The organism is Pseudomonas orientalis, assembly GCF_001439815.1.
GTDB classification, from domain to species: domain Bacteria; phylum Pseudomonadota; class Gammaproteobacteria; order Pseudomonadales; family Pseudomonadaceae; genus Aquipseudomonas; species Aquipseudomonas orientalis.
On sequence record NZ_JYLM01000001.1, the window covers coordinates 633,197 to 647,078 of the forward strand.

The following is a 13,882-nucleotide window of genomic DNA, read 5'->3' on the forward strand; positions in this document are numbered from 1 at the left end:
GTTCGCTTAACTGACTGGCATTGGGGCAAGCCCCCTCTCACAGGGATCAGTTGCCCGCAGCACTGCCCTGGCTGCTGTCATCGCTCATGTCATAGCCACCACCGTCGCTGGTGCCGCTGTCCCCTTCGTTTTGATGCAGCACACCGCCGGTCTTCACCGTCGACTCACGCAGCGTCGAGTTCAGCGCCGAACGCGGCAGCGGGTTGCTGGTGGTGGTCGACAGTTCCTGGCGGAACGGGTTGACCAGCTTGGCGTTCAGGCGGATGTCCTGGGACGAAGCGCCCACCGACAGGTTGAAGCTGTCGGCGTCCACCACCCACTGCTTGCTGGCCACATCGTAGTAGGCCAGCGAGCGGTCGTTGAGCTCGATGGTCACGCGCTTGCTCTGGCCAGGCTTGAGGAACACTTTCTTGTAGCCCTTGAGCTCCTTGATCGCGCGTTCGACTTTCGGGTTGTTCTGGCCCACGTACAGCTCGGCCACTTCGGCGCCCGCGACCTTGCCGGTGTTGGCCAGGTCGAACGACACCTTGATCGGCGCACCGGCCACTGCGACGCCAGGGCTGACGCTGATGTTGCTGTAGCCGAAGGTGGTGTACGACAAGCCATAACCGAACGGATACAGCGGCTTGATGCCCTTTTTCTCATAGCCGCGATAGCCCAGGAACAGGTCGTCCTTGTAGCTCATCTCGCTCAGGGTTTCCTGGTTGTCGAATTTCGGAAAAGTCGCGTAGATCGGGTTGTCTTCGATGTTGCGTTCGATACTGATCGGCAGCTTGGCCGACGGGTTGACCTTGCCCAGCAGGATCTCTGCCAGGGCCTGGCCGCCGTTCTGCCCAGGGTAGAACGCGTGCAGGGCGGCCGGCACCTGGTCGATCCAGTCGCTCATCTTCAAGCCGGTGCCGCCGTGCAGGGTGACCACGGTGTGCGGGTTGACCTTGGCGATGCTCTGGATCAGCAGGTTCTGGTATTCCGGCAGGTCGAAGCTGTGGTCGAAGCCTTCGCCCTCGTATTCATTGCTGTTGCCGGCTGCCACCAGTACGGCGTCGTACTGGGCCAGGTCCTGTGGTGCAACCAGCGATGCCCAGCTCATCTGCACGCCAACCAGGCCGCCCATGGTGGAGAGGTAGCCGTTGCGGCGCGAGTATTCAAGCTTGATGTCGACCGGTTTGCCGGCTTCAAGATTGACCTTGGCGAACACCGGGATGGTCGGCGGAATGCTGTTGTTCGGCAGCGGTTTGCCGTCGCCGTTGTCGAGGACTTTCTTGCCGTTGACGTACAGGCGTACCGCACCGTCGGCGCGGACCTTGAACACCTGTTCGCCGCTGACGGTCGGGGTGATCTGGCCGCTGTAGCGAATCGACGTGGCGGCGGTATCGCCATTCACCGGCAGGCTGTCGGTGGACCAGTCGAGGTTGACGTGGGTGTCGGTGCGCGTGGCAGCCGGGTCACCGGACCAGTTGGTGTTGCTGAAGAACTCGGTCTTCAGGCCTTTGACGCTGTTGCCGTTGCTGTCGGCATGGGTCCAGCTGGAGGTGGCCGGGTCCAGCGACAGCCCGTCGATGAACTCGACCTTGGCGCCTGGCGCCAGTTGCTGCAAGCCGCTCAGCTCACTGATGTAGTTGGCGGCCATCACGTTGGCGCTGCCGAAACCGGTAGGCGGCGCGTACTTGGCCAGGGTGCCGACCACGGCGATGCGCTTGACCTTGTTCGCGTCCAGTGGCAGCAGGCTGTTCTGGTTTTTCAGCAGCACGATGCCTTCGCGCGCGGCATTGAGCGCCGTGCGGTTGCTGGTGGCGCTGTTCATGTTGTGGCTGGTCAGCGGGGCTTTGCTGTCGAACTTGTACAGGTAGATCTGCTTGAGGATGCGGCGAACCTTGTCATCGATGGTCGCGCTGCTCAGCTCGCCACTGTCCAGGTACGGCTTGAGGACGGTGCTGTTCATCTGGTAGCCCATCATGTCCAGGTCAGTACCGGCCTGTGCTGCCGGCAAGCCGTCGACCACGGCGTTGTAGTCACTCTGGACGAAGCCCGGGTAGCCCCATTCGGTTTTCAGGATGTCGCGCATCAGGTGCTTGTTCTGGCACGCGAACTCGCCGTTCACCTTCTGGAAGGCACACATCATCATCGCGACTTTGCTGTTCTTCGAGGCGGACTCGAAAGGCGGCAGGGTCATTTCGCGCAGCACGCGCTCGCTGATGGTTTCGTTGAGGTGGAAGCGGTTGCTTTCCTGGTCGTTGGCGGCGAAATGCTTGGCGTTGGCCCACACGCCGCGCGACTGAATCCCGTTGATCACCGCCGGCCCCAGGCTGGCGCCGAGGAAGGGGTCTTCACCCGACAGATACTCGAACGCACGGCCGCTGTATGGCATGCGGTACAGGTTGACGCCGGGGCCGGTGACGAACTGATAACCGCCGCTGGCGGTGTCGTAGCCCAGGGCACGGCCCAGGTCGATGGCGCGACGCGGGTTCCAGCTGGCTGCCAGGTTCGGCCCGGACGGGTACACCACGCCCTGGGCGTTGCCTTCACTGGTGTAGCGCACGCCGACACCGCCGTCGGCGCCGTGGATCTGCGGGATGCCGTATTGGGTCAGCGGCTTGACGTCCCAACCGCCAGTGCCGCCGATGTAGGCGAGCTTTTCTTCCATGGTCATCTTCGCCAGGGTGTTGTCCGCAGCCTTTTGCGCGCGGCTCACCCGGCCCTCATCCAGGGCCGGGCTGGTGGCCGCATGCACCTGGGACACCGCCAGTGCCAGCAGGGCAAATGCCGACTGCGCACCGATCATTTTGCGTTTGTTCATGGGTTTCTCCGACAACTGTTTATTGAAAATAGGGTGCCAAAACGCGCGCTTCACACAGCGCGCTCGTCACTTTTTACGGGCAATAGTCCGCCTTGATCGCAATATTTAACCGATGGCTAATTGCAACTACTTGGCAGGTTTCGCAGTATTAAAAGTTTAATAATTGTATGGATTGTTGTTGTGAGTAGTGTCTAAGTGGCATCACGCGATGGCGTTTTGAACCGCTAAAACTGCATAATTAAGGCAATTCTTGCGGTTATAAGTCAAACAAAAGCTAATTTTTGCGTGAAATAAGAAATATTTCCTTACCTTTCGGAACTAAGGCTAAACCTACCAGTCGATTGGTTTAAGAAAATATATGGCGGCATGGCGAACTAGTGGCGTTGCCCGGTAGTTCTAAAAGGCCATGTTTTATACAAGCTGTCATACACAACGCTTTGGTGTAGGGTCTTGATCGAATTCAAGGCGCCACTTGAGCTGTCCGCTGTTTTTGAACTGGAGAATCTTTATGAAAATATCCCTGTTGGGTGCCGGCCTCGTGCTGGGCGTTGCACTGAGTGGCGCGGTCATGGCCGCTGAATCTACCGACGCCGATGCGACGTCGGGTGCTGCCGATTCCACCGTGCTGACCCAGACCCACGACGCCAAGGCGGCGAAAAAGCAGAAAGCCGAAACCACCAAGGGTGGCCGACCGTTGAATACAACGGCCACCCCAACCAAGTAAGCCTGATCCCTGTAGGAGCGAGCTTGCTCGCGAAGAGCTCAAAGACACCGCGCTCATCCAGAATGTCCGCGTCATCGTTGACGTTCTTCGCGAGCAAGCTCGCTCCTACAGGAGGTTTTCACAGCCCCTCAGATTTTTACCCATGCCCAGTCCCTCAACGCCCATCGACGCCTGCCAGATGCACGTCCCGGATACCGAACAGGTCTGCGCGTGGCTGATGCAACAGGCCGGGTTGAAAACCGTGGACCTGGAGCGCGCCCGGCGCCTGTCCCAGGAGGGCGGCGACACTGAATTGCTTGGCCTGCTGACCCGCCTGGGGTTGGTCTCCGAAGTCGAACTGGCCCGCGCCTGGGCCGACCTGCTCGGCGCGCCGCTGCTGCTGGCCGACGCCGCGCCACCTTTGCTTGACCCGTTACCGAGCCTGACCGAGCGCTTTATGCGCCACTATCAGGTCGTGCCCGTGGGCTGGAGCCAGGGTGGCCTGCGCGTGCTGGCGGCCAACCCGTCGCTGGTCTATCCGTTCCAGGCCATGGCCTATGCCTGCGGCGTCCCGGTGTGGCTGGCGGTCGGCCCGCGCAACGAGGTCGAAACCCTGATCGAGCGCTACTACGGCCAGGGCCGCTCGGCCATGGGCACGCTGATCGAAAACCTCGACGAGCAAAGCGGCGCGCTGGAAGACATCGAGCATCTCAAGGACATGGCCTCCGAGGCGCCGGTGATTCGTCTGGTCAACCTGATCCTGCAGCGCGCGGTGGAGCATCGCGCCTCGGACATCCATATCGAACCCTTCGAAAACCAGCTCAAGGTGCGCTACCGCATTGACGGCGTGCTGCACGAGGCCGAGGCGCCACCGTCGAGCTCATCCGCCGCGGTGATTTCGCGGGTGAAGATCATGGCGCGCCTGGACATCGCCGAGCGGCGTCTGCCCCAGGACGGTCGGATCATGCTGCGCATCCAGGGCAAGGAACTCGACCTGCGGGTGTCCACGGTGCCCACCAGCTTTGGCGAGTCGGTGGTCATGCGTTTGCTTGATCGCCAGACCGTGAGCTTCGACTTCCAGAGCCTGGGTTTTGATGGCCAGCGCCTGCAAACCTTCCTCGAAGTGCTGGAGCGGCCCCATGGGATTCTGCTGGTCACCGGGCCTACCGGTTCGGGCAAGACCACCACGCTGTACACCGCGCTGTCACGGCTCAACACTGCCGAGCGCAAGATCATCACGGTTGAAGACCCGGTGGAATATCAACTGGAAGGCATCAACCAGATTCAGGTCAAGCCGGCCATCGGCCTGGACTTCGCCGGCGCGCTGCGCTCAATCGTGCGTCAGGACCCGGACGTGATCATGATCGGCGAAATCCGCGACCTGGAAACCTGCCGCATCGCTATTCAATCGTCGTTGACCGGGCATTTGGTGCTCTCTACGTTGCACACCAACAGTGCGGCGGCGAGTATCACTCGGCTGCTCGACATGGGCGTCGAAAGCTACCTGATTGCCTCGACCGTCAACGGCATCCTCGCCCAGCGCCTGGTGCGCCGCCTGGACCCGGCCACCCGGGAAGCCTTCGAAGCGCCGCCCGAGCTGATCGCCGAGCATGGCCTGGACCGCTTTACCGATGCGCGCCCGATCATGCTCTATCGCCCCCGCGCCGATGCGCCGGGCGGTGGTTACCACGGCCGCAGTGCAATCACCGAATTGCTGGTGATGAATGAAGAACTGCGCAGCCTGCTGATGCGCCAGGCCGATGCCGCCACCCTGGAAGCCGCCGCCCGCCGTGGCGGCCTGCGCACCTTGCATGAAGAGGGCCTGCGCCAGGCCGTCGCCGGCGTGACGTCATTGGAAGAAGTCCTGCGTGTGACCCGCGGGGAGGGCGCGTGAGCCTGTTCAAATACCGCGCGCTCGACAGCCAGGGCGCCGCACAACACGGCACGCTCGAGGCCAGGGACCACGCCGCCGCCGTCGCCCTGTTGCACAAGCGCGGGCTGCTGGTGTTGCAGGTTGACGTCGCCGGTGCCCAGGGGCTGCGCAATGCCCTTGGCCGTGGTCAGTTGAGCGGGGCGGCGCTGGTCAGTTTCACCCAGCAACTGGCCACCCTGTTGGGCGCCGGCCAGCCGCTGGAGCGCTCGCTGGGCATCCTGCTCAAGCAGCCTGGCCAGCCGCAGACCCGCGCACTCATCGAGCGTATCCGCGAACAGGTCAAAGCCGGCCAGCCGTTATCCAAAGCGCTGGAGGAAGAGGGCAGCCAGTTCTCGCCGCTGTACCTGAGCATGGTGCGCGCGGGCGAGGCGGGCGGCGCCCTGGAAAACACCCTGCGCCAGCTCAGTGACTACCTCGAGCGCAGCCAATTGTTGCGGGGCGAGGTGATCAACGCGCTGATCTACCCGGCCTTTCTGGTGGTCGGCGTACTTGGCTCGCTGGCGCTGCTGCTGGCCTATGTGGTGCCGCAGTTCGTGCCGATCTTCAAGGACCTGGGCGTGCCCATTCCGTTGATCACCGAAGTGATCCTCGGGCTCGGCCAGTTTCTCGGGGCCTATGGCATGGCGCTTTTCGCCGGGTTGATCGTCACGATCTGGACGCTGGCCGCACGCCTGCGCGACCCACAGCGCCGTGAGCGTTACGACCGGCGTGTGCTCGGCATCCGCGTGATCGGCCCGCTGCTGCAACGGGTCGAAGCGGCGCGGTTGACGCGCACCCTCGGCACCTTGCTGAGCAACGGCGTGGCGCTGCTGCAGGCGCTGGTGATCGCCCGGCAGGTCTGCACCAACCGCGCGCTGCAAGCGCAAGTCGCCCAGGCCGCCGAATCCGTCAAGGGCGGCGGCACCCTGGCCAGTGCCTTCGGCGCGCAGCCGCTGCTGCCCGACCTGGCGCTGCAAATGATTGAAGTCGGCGAACAGGCCGGCGAACTCGACAGCATGCTGCTCAAGGTCGCCGATGTGTTCGACGTCGAAGCCAAGCGCGGCATCGACCGCCTGCTCGCCGCGCTGGTGCCGTCGCTGACCGTGGTCATGGCGGTGCTGGTGGCGGTGATCATGCTGGCGATCATGCTGCCGCTGATGAGCCTGACCAGCAATATATGAACCCTCAAGGACCCACACCTATGCGCCATACCCGATTCAAGCCCGCCCGCCGCCAGGGCGGTTTTACCCTGCTGGAAATGCTCGCCGTAATCGTGCTGCTGGGCATCGTCGCCACCATCGTGGTGCGTCAGGTCGGCGGCAACGTGGACAAGGGCAAATACGGCGCAGGCAAGGCGCAACTGGCCAGCCTGAGCATGAAAATCGAAAGCTACGGACTGGACGTTGGCTCGCCGCCCAAGTCCCTGCAGCAACTGGTCGACAAGCCGGGCAACAGCGCCGGCTGGGCCGGGCCGTATGCCAAGCCGTCGGACCTCAAGGACCCGTTCGGCCATGCCTTCGGCTATCGCTTCCCCGGCGAGCACGGCGCGTTCGATCTGATTTTCTACGGTCAGGACGGCCAGCCCGGTGGCGAAGGCTACAGCGCCGACCTGGGCAACTGGGAATAACGGTTGAACATGGCCAACGCCCAACGTGGATTTACCTTGCTGGAGATGCTGGTGGTGATCGTCTTGATCAGCATCGCGGCCGGCCTGGTGGGTTTTGGCCTGCAGCAAGGCCTGCGCGCCGCCAAGGAGCGCCAGGCGGTCGGGCAGATGGTCGAGGCGTTGCGCAGCACGCGGGCGCGCGCGATTGTCAGCGGCACCCCGCAACGCACGGTGTTCGACTTGCGCAGCCTCAGCTTCCAGGCCCCGGGCCGCCCGAAAAAACACTGGCCGGCCGACCTGCAAGTCACCTTGCACACGGCCGAACACGCAGGCTCGGCGGTGGAGTTCTACCCTGATGGCAGTTCCACCGGCGGTAACCTGTTATTGGCCAATGGCAGCCGGCGCTGGCGCATCGATATTGGCTGGCTGACCGGCAGCGTGCAGTCCAAGGCGCTGCCATGAAGCGGCAGGCCGGATTCACCCTGCTGGAAATGCTCGCCGCGCTGACGCTCATGGCGATCTGTAGCACGGTGCTGCTGGTCGCTTTCGGCCAGAGCGCGCGCTCGCTGCTGCAAGTGGCCCACAGCGACCGCCTGAGCCATGCCGCCGTCAGCGTGATGGACCAGGAAGCAGCGGGCCCCTTGGCCAATGGCGTGCGCCAGGGCGATCTGGACGGCATCGCCTGGCAACTGCGCATCGCCCAGCAGCCGACCCGCATCGGCCAGCCGCATTTGTTTCGCCTCGACCTGACGGTCAGCGAAGGGCCGCGCCACGCCAGTTTCAGCACCTTGAAGCTGCGTGCGGCAGGGACCGGTTTGTGAAGCGCCGTCAGCAGGGCTTCACCCTGCTCGAAATCATGATCGTGCTGAGCCTGCTCGGCGTATTGCTGACCCTGGTGGGTGGCGCGCTGCTGGGGGCCAATCGCGCGGTGCTCAAGGCGCAGCGCTACACGGTCAGCCTGGATGAAATGCGTGCGGCGCAGCAGTTTTTGCGCACGGCGATCAGCGAGACGCTGCCCCTTGACGTGACCGAGGACGACAGCCAGACCGACGGGTTTTTCGCCGGCAGCCCGCAGCGCATGCAGTTTGTCGCGACCCTGCCGGGCGTGCTCGGTGGCGGGATTCAGCGCTTCACCCTGCAGTTGACCGGCGCCGAGGCGCAGCGCGATTTGCAGGTGGCGTTCGCGCGGTTTGAGTCTCAAGCGCAGGTCAATGTACCGGCGTCGCGCAGTGAGCCACAGGTGTTATTGAAAGGTGTCGAAGATCTGCAGTTCAGCTATCGCGGCGTGTCGCCCAAGGGCCAGGCCACCGGCTGGATCAGCGAGTGGCCGTGGACCAGGCGCTTGCCCTCGGCGGTGCGGATTGCGGCGCGCGTCAACGGGCCGGTGCCGTGGGTCACCCAGGTGGTCGCGCTGCGCTTGAACCTGTCGAGTGGGGGCCCCGAATGATCCGGCATCAGCGCGGTGTCGCGCTGCTGCTGGTGCTGTGGGTGCTGGCGTTGCTCAGCCTGCTGCTCGGTGGCCTGGCCGGCTGGGTGCAACTGGAAACCCGCCAGGCGGCGTGGCACCGCCAGCACACCCAGGCGGTGCTGGCCGCCGAGGCGGGCGTGGCGCTGGCGATGCAGGGCCTGGCCGACCCGTTGCAGCGCAAACAATGGATCGCCGATGGGCGTGAAATCCCGTTGGTGTTCGACGATGCGCAGCTGCACGTCAGCCTGCGCAGTGAACGCGGCAAGTTGTACTTGAACAGCGCCGAGGTCGGCGATTTTGCGCGGCTGGCCCTGGCCTGCGGTGCGACCCAGGCCCAGGCCAGCCAACTCGCCAAGGACCTGGAGGTACGACGCAACCAGGGCCTGGCGCCGTTCAGGGTCATGGAAGAAGTGCGGCAGTTGCCGGGCATGACCCAGGCGCTGTACAGCGCGCTGGTCCCCGAGATCAGCTTGTGGAGTGGCCTGGACCGGCCCGATCCGGCCTTCGCCAGCGCGCTGATGCGCCGCGCCTTGAACCTGCCGCACCTGAGTGCGGTGGGCGCCGACCCCGGTGAGGTGCTGGTGATCGACAGTCGCGCGCAACGCCCCGGCGGTTACCAGGCCCAGTTGCAGGCCACCGTGTTATTGAGCCCCGCGCAAGGCAGCGCACAACCTTATCGAGTCTTACGTTGGCAAGAATGAACGAACACTTATCCGCACGGCTGCAGTTGCTGACGGAACCCATCACCCAGCGCTGGCGCGGCAGCCTGCTGCAAATGGGCTGGCGGCTGTGGCTCAAGGAGCTGCGTGGCTGCCTGCCGGCCTGGCTGTCGCTGCAGGACATCCCCGAGCATGTGTACCCATGGCCGCTGACCGCGCCCGTGTCGCCCGTGGCCGGCGAAGCGCGCCAGGTGCTGTTGCTGGCGCCCTCGGCGGTGCTGGTGCAAGCCTTGCAGCTACCCCCGGCGGCGGCGCGCAACCTGGCGACGGTGGTGGGGTATGAACTGGACCGTTTCACCCCGTTCGATGCGGCGCAGCTGTACTTCGTCGCGCGCCAGGAACGGCGCACTCCGACCCACGTGCACGTGACGCTGGTGGCGATCCTGCGCGAGCGCCTCGACCAGATCCTCACCGAGTGCGCCGCCCTCGGCTTGCAGCCCCACGCGGTGGATGTGGCGGACGCGGCGGGCGTCCCGATGGGCATCGACCTGCTGCCGGTGCCGCTGCGCCCACGGCAACGCCCGGCGGGCAAAGGCCTGCAACGCAGCCTGCCGTGGCTGTGCGGTGCCTTGCTGATTGCCGCCATGCTGCTGTGGCTCGACGACCGCCAGCGCGTGCTCGAGAGCATGCAGCAAAGCGTGCGCGCGCAAAAAGCTCAGGTCGCCCAGGTCCAGGCCCTGCGCCAGCAGCTGCTCAATACTCGCGGTGCCGCGCAGTACCTGATCCGCCGCAAGACCGCCCAGCCGCCGCTGGCCGGGCTGCTCAACGAGCTGACCGCCTGCCTGCCGTCCGACACCTGGATCGACCAGCTGGAATTCAACGATGGCGCCGAGGTTTCATTCTCCGGGCAAAGCGCCAAGGCCAGCGCCCTGATCACCCGGGTCAAGGGCTGCCACAGCCTGGAAAACGCCCAGTTCGAAGGGGTGATCCAACCCGATGCGCAAACCGGCAAGGATCAATTTTCCTTGCGCGCCCACCTGCACCAGGAGGCCGCCGATGCGCCGACCACTGACACCCCGTGAACGCCGTGGCGCAGCCCTGATCGGCCTGGCTCTGGTGCTCGGCGCCGCGTATTGGCTATTGGTCGACAGCTGGTTCGCCGGCCCTTTGCGCGAGATGGGCGAGCAGGCCGAGCAGTTGCGCGAACAGCAGCAACGCTACGCCGGCGTATTGCGCCAGGGCGATTCCCTGCGCCAGCAACTCGAGGAGGCGCGCCAGGACCCGGCCAGCAGCACCAGCCTGCTGCCCGGCGATGACCCCAGCGCCGTGGCGGCGGACCTGATGCAACGCATCGCCGACCTGATCAACAGCCGCGCCGGCCTCGGTGGCGGCTGCAGCCTCACGCAGCGCATGCCGATCACTCCCGAGCAGGACGACAGCGAACCCTACCGCCAAGTCAAAGTCAGCCTGACCCTGAACTGCGCCATCGAGCCCTTGACCGCGATCCTGCATGAGCTGGAGTACCAGCGCCCGTTTCTGTTTGTCGACGAGATGAGCATCCGCCGTGGGCCGAACGCGCCCGCCAGCGGGGGTGCCGGTCAACTGGTGGTGCACCTGCTCGTGCGTGGCTACCTGCAACCGGCTTCCGCCGCGCAGGTGCGCCGATGATCAACGCACTGCGTCCCCTGGAGTGGCTGTTGCTCGGCGTGGCCGGGCTGTTGGGCCTGTTGATGGTCGGCATCCTCAGCAGCATCGGCGATGCGCCCGAGTGGTTGCCGGCGCCCGAACCCGATGCGCGCGCCAACGCCACGGCCAAGGTGCTGGTGGCCCCGAGCGCATCCCTGGAAAGCCTCGCCGGCACCTGGCAGGCGCCGCTGTTCAGCCCTGACCGCAGCCCTGACCGCGCGGTTGGCCAAGCCGCCGTCTCCAGCCTGTCGAGCCTGACGCTGACCGGCATCGTGCTGGACGGCGATCTGCGCGTCGCACTGCTCAAGCGCACGGACGGCCCGCCACTGAAAGTCCACCAGGACCAGACCCTGCCCAACGGCTGGCGCCTGGAACACCTGACACCCCGCGAAGCCCGCTTTGTGCTCGACGGCCGCACGCAGACCCTGAGCCTGCGAGGCCTGCGCCTGCCGCCGCCGTCGACCACCCCCCCGATTACCCTTCCTCACGAGTCCGCCCCTTGATCGATACATTCCCCGGCGCTTTGCGCACCACCGTGTTTTGCCTGGCCACCGCCGTTTCCCTCGGTGGCTGCGGCACATTCCCCGAGCATCTGGACCCGGACGAGGCCTTGTTGCACGAGGCGATGCAGGGCACCGGCGCGCAACGCCCGCCCGTCGACCCGGCCAGCGAGCAGGCCCCGGTCGATAACAGCCAGCCCCAGGCCAGGACACCGCCCCAGCGCCAATTGATTCGCGGCAACCAGCAGTTCGTGCGCCAACCCACAGCAGCGCCGGCCGACAAGGCAGAGGCGGGCGGCGACATCGTGTTCAACTTCGCCGACCAGCCGATCGAGGCGGTGATCAACAGCGTGATGGGCGACCTGCTGCATGAAAACTACAGCATTGCCCAGGGGGTGAAGGGCAATGTCAGCTTTTCCACCTCCAAACCGGTGAACAAGCAGCAGGCGCTGTCGATTCTGGAAACCCTGCTGTCGTGGACCGACAACGCCATGATCCAGCAGGGCAACCGCTATGTGATTTTGCCGGCCAACCAGGCGGTGGCGGGCAAGCTGGTGCCGCAGATGCGCGTGTCGCAACCGTCCAGCGGCCTGTCGGCGCGGCTGTTCCCGCTGCGTTATATCTCGGCCACCGAGATGCAGAAACTGCTCAAGCCGTTTGCCCGCGAGAATGCCTTTTTGCTGGTTGACCCGGCGCGCAATGTGCTGAGCCTGGCCGGTACGCCGGAAGAGCTGGCCAACTACCAGGACACCATCGACACGTTTGACGTGGACTGGCTCAAGGGCATGTCGGTGGGCGTGTTCGGCCTGCAACGCGCCTCCGTCGCCGAACTGATGCCCGAGCTGCAAAAAATGTTCGGTCCTGACAGCGGCATGCCGTTGGCGGGCATGGTGCGTTTTTTGCCGATCGAGCGGACCAACTCGGTGGTCGCGATTTCGTCGCAGCCACAGTACCTCAGCGAAGTCGGTGACTGGATTCACACCATCGACGAAGGCGGCGGCAACGAGCCGCAGATGTATGTGTACGACGTGCGCAACATGAAGGCCACCGACCTGGCCAAGTACCTGCGGCAGATCTACGGCAGCGGCGCGATCAAGGACGACGCCCCGGCCAAGGTCGCGCCCGGTTTGCGCACCGCGACCCTGTCATCGCCCGGCACCAACAGCACGTCCGGCAACACGCCTGGCGGGCTGAGCGGCAACAGCAGCGGCATGGGCAACACCACCCAGCCTGCCAGCGAGGATGACGAGCAAGACACCCAGACCAGCGAAGACACCGAAAGCGCCGACGACGGTAGCACGGCTGACGCGCCGGCCAAAAGCCTCGACGCCGGCACCCGCATCACCGCGCAAAAAAGCAGTAACCAGCTGCTGGTGCGCACGCGCCCGGTGCAGTGGAAGGAGATCGAATCGGCGATCAAACGCCTCGACAACCCGCCGCTGCAAGTGCAGATCGAGACGCGCATCCTTGAGGTCAAACTCACCGGTGAACTGGACCTGGGCGTGCAGTGGTACCTCGGCCGCCTGGCCGGCAATTCCACCAGCACCACAGTGGCGAACGCTTCCGGCAGCCAGGGCGCGCTGGGCGGTGGCGGGGCCGGGCTGGGGGCGGCGGATTCGTTGTTCTATTCCTTCGTCAGCTCCAACCTGCAAGTGGCCCTGCACGCCCTGGAAACCAACGGCCGCACCCAGGTGCTGTCGGCGCCGTCGCTGGTGGTGATGAACAACCAGCCGGCGCAGATCCAGGTGGGCGATAACATTCCTATCAGCCAGACCACGGTGAACACCGGTACTTCTGACACTACCTTGAGCAGTGTGGAGTATGTGCAGACGGGTGTGATATTGGATGTGGTGCCGCGCATCAATCCGGGTGGCCTGGTGTATATGGATATTCAGCAGCAGGTCAGCGATGCGCAGGACCAGGCGGCATCGAGTAATGACACGCCGAATAATCCGCGTATTTCCACACGCTCGGTGTCCACCCAGGTGGCGGTGCAGAGCGGGCAGACGGTGCTGCTGGGGGGGTTGATCAAGCAGGACAATGCGGACTCCGTCAGTGCCGTGCCGTACCTGGGCAAGATCCCCGGCTTGCGCTGGTTGTTCGGTAACACCAGCAAATCCAAGGACCGCACCGAGTTGATTGTGCTGATCACTCCCCGTGTGATCACCAGCAGCAGCCAGGCGCGGCAGGTGACGGATGATTATCGCCAGCAGATGCAGCTGCTCAAACCGGCTAACTGAAGGAACGTGGTTAAAAATGTGGGAGGGGGCTTGCCCCCGATGGCGGCCTCAGGACCGACCAGGATGTTGGATCAGATCGAGTACATATCCGTTTCTGTGGTAACGGCTACTTAGGGTTCCGCTTTTACAGCGGCTCACTTTTGAAAAGCGCAAAAGTAAGCAAAACGCTCTTGCCCCACCACTCGGCACCTCGCCCAGGCTCGGTGTGCCCGAACGCAGGCTTGAATCCGTGGGCCGCCGCAATGGGCCATCCATGGCCCAGTGCGGCTAACCCGGCGTCCTGCCGGGTTGCCCACGGATTCAAGCCTGCG

General features: G+C 64.5%; 13 protein-coding genes. 12 read left to right on the forward strand and 1 reads right to left on the reverse strand.

Annotated features, from left to right (window positions below; all coding sequences use genetic code 11):
- Positions 1-46: 46 nt before the first annotated feature.
- Positions 47-2,797 carry a beta-glucosidase gene (locus TU82_RS02820; protein ID WP_057721594.1) on the reverse strand — a complete coding sequence of 917 codons (2,751 nt, stop codon included), beginning with the start codon at positions 2,795-2,797 and terminating at the stop codon, positions 47-49.
- A gap of 508 nt (positions 2,798-3,305) precedes the next feature.
- Here TU82_RS02820 and TU82_RS02825 point away from each other — a divergent pair.
- The 12 genes from TU82_RS02825 to gspD all read left to right on the forward strand — a co-directional run bounded on the left by TU82_RS02825 (position 3,306) and on the right by gspD (position 13,571).
- Complete coding sequence (locus tag TU82_RS02825; protein WP_057721595.1) at positions 3,306-3,521, forward strand: hypothetical protein; 216 nt, start codon at positions 3,306-3,308, stop codon at positions 3,519-3,521.
- Between the two features lie 142 nt (positions 3,522-3,663).
- Positions 3,664-5,394, forward strand: a complete 1,731-nt coding sequence (gene gspE / locus TU82_RS02830) for a type II secretion system ATPase GspE (protein ID WP_057721596.1) — start codon at positions 3,664-3,666, stop codon at positions 5,392-5,394.
- Positions 5,391-6,593 (forward strand): type II secretion system inner membrane protein GspF, encoded by a 1,203-nt coding sequence (gene gspF, locus TU82_RS02835; RefSeq protein ID WP_057721597.1) that lies wholly within the window; start codon positions 5,391-5,393, stop codon positions 6,591-6,593. Before gspE ends, gspF begins: the two co-directional genes overlap by 4 nt.
- 20 nt (positions 6,594-6,613) lie before the next feature.
- A complete protein-coding gene (gspG, locus tag TU82_RS02840) occupies positions 6,614-7,039 on the forward strand; it encodes a type II secretion system major pseudopilin GspG (RefSeq protein WP_027607415.1) in 426 nt (141 codons plus the stop codon).
- A 9-nt stretch (positions 7,040-7,048) separates the two neighbouring features.
- A complete protein-coding gene (locus TU82_RS02845; protein ID WP_057721903.1) occupies positions 7,049-7,480 on the forward strand; it encodes a GspH/FimT family pseudopilin in 432 nt (143 codons plus the stop codon).
- Complete coding sequence (locus TU82_RS02850) at positions 7,477-7,839, forward strand: type II secretion system protein (RefSeq protein ID WP_057721599.1); 363 nt, start codon at positions 7,477-7,479, stop codon at positions 7,837-7,839. The genes TU82_RS02845 and TU82_RS02850 overlap by 4 nt, the downstream gene beginning before the upstream one ends.
- Positions 7,836-8,465, forward strand: a complete 630-nt coding sequence (locus TU82_RS02855; RefSeq protein WP_057721600.1) for a prepilin-type N-terminal cleavage/methylation domain-containing protein — start codon at positions 7,836-7,838, stop codon at positions 8,463-8,465. The genes TU82_RS02850 and TU82_RS02855 overlap by 4 nt, the downstream gene beginning before the upstream one ends.
- The gene (locus TU82_RS02860) at positions 8,462-9,187 is read left to right on the forward strand and encodes a hypothetical protein (RefSeq protein ID WP_057721601.1); all 726 of its coding nucleotides are present in this window, start codon (positions 8,462-8,464) and stop codon (positions 9,185-9,187) included. The genes TU82_RS02855 and TU82_RS02860 overlap by 4 nt, the downstream gene beginning before the upstream one ends.
- Positions 9,184-10,227 carry a PilN domain-containing protein gene (locus TU82_RS02865; RefSeq protein ID WP_057721602.1) on the forward strand — a complete coding sequence of 348 codons (1,044 nt, stop codon included), beginning with the start codon at positions 9,184-9,186 and terminating at the stop codon, positions 10,225-10,227. The genes TU82_RS02860 and TU82_RS02865 overlap by 4 nt, the downstream gene beginning before the upstream one ends.
- Positions 10,202-10,813: a type II secretion system protein GspM gene (gspM, locus tag TU82_RS02870; protein ID WP_057721904.1), complete on the forward strand. Its 612-nt coding sequence runs from the start codon at positions 10,202-10,204 to the stop codon at positions 10,811-10,813. Before TU82_RS02865 ends, gspM begins: the two co-directional genes overlap by 26 nt.
- On the forward strand, positions 10,810-11,334 hold the full coding sequence (locus tag TU82_RS02875; RefSeq protein WP_057721603.1) for a general secretion pathway protein GspN: 525 nt from the start codon (positions 10,810-10,812) through the stop codon (positions 11,332-11,334). The genes gspM and TU82_RS02875 overlap by 4 nt, the downstream gene beginning before the upstream one ends.
- A complete protein-coding gene (gene gspD / locus TU82_RS02880) occupies positions 11,331-13,571 on the forward strand; it encodes a type II secretion system secretin GspD (protein ID WP_057721604.1) in 2,241 nt (746 codons plus the stop codon). The genes TU82_RS02875 and gspD overlap by 4 nt, the downstream gene beginning before the upstream one ends.
- Positions 13,572-13,882 lie beyond the last annotated feature (311 nt).

Coding starts and splice junctions, on each gene's coding strand:
- gspM (WP_057721904.1), top strand. CDS start 10,202: ATGCGCCGACCACTGACACCCCGTGAACGCCGTGGCGCAGCCCTGATC.
- TU82_RS02865 (WP_057721602.1), top strand. CDS start 9,184: ATGAACGAACACTTATCCGCACGGCTGCAGTTGCTGACGGAACCCATC.
- gspG (WP_027607415.1), top strand. CDS start 6,614: ATGCGCCATACCCGATTCAAGCCCGCCCGCCGCCAGGGCGGTTTTACC.
- TU82_RS02820 (WP_057721594.1), bottom strand. CDS start 2,797: ATGAACAAACGCAAAATGATCGGTGCGCAGTCGGCATTTGCCCTGCTG.
- TU82_RS02850 (WP_057721599.1), top strand. CDS start 7,477: ATGAAGCGGCAGGCCGGATTCACCCTGCTGGAAATGCTCGCCGCGCTG.
- TU82_RS02860 (WP_057721601.1), top strand. CDS start 8,462: ATGATCCGGCATCAGCGCGGTGTCGCGCTGCTGCTGGTGCTGTGGGTG.
- TU82_RS02875 (WP_057721603.1), top strand. CDS start 10,810: ATGATCAACGCACTGCGTCCCCTGGAGTGGCTGTTGCTCGGCGTGGCC.
- TU82_RS02845 (WP_057721903.1), top strand. CDS start 7,049: ATGGCCAACGCCCAACGTGGATTTACCTTGCTGGAGATGCTGGTGGTG.
- TU82_RS02825 (WP_057721595.1), top strand. CDS start 3,306: ATGAAAATATCCCTGTTGGGTGCCGGCCTCGTGCTGGGCGTTGCACTG.
- gspE (WP_057721596.1), top strand. CDS start 3,664: ATGCCCAGTCCCTCAACGCCCATCGACGCCTGCCAGATGCACGTCCCG.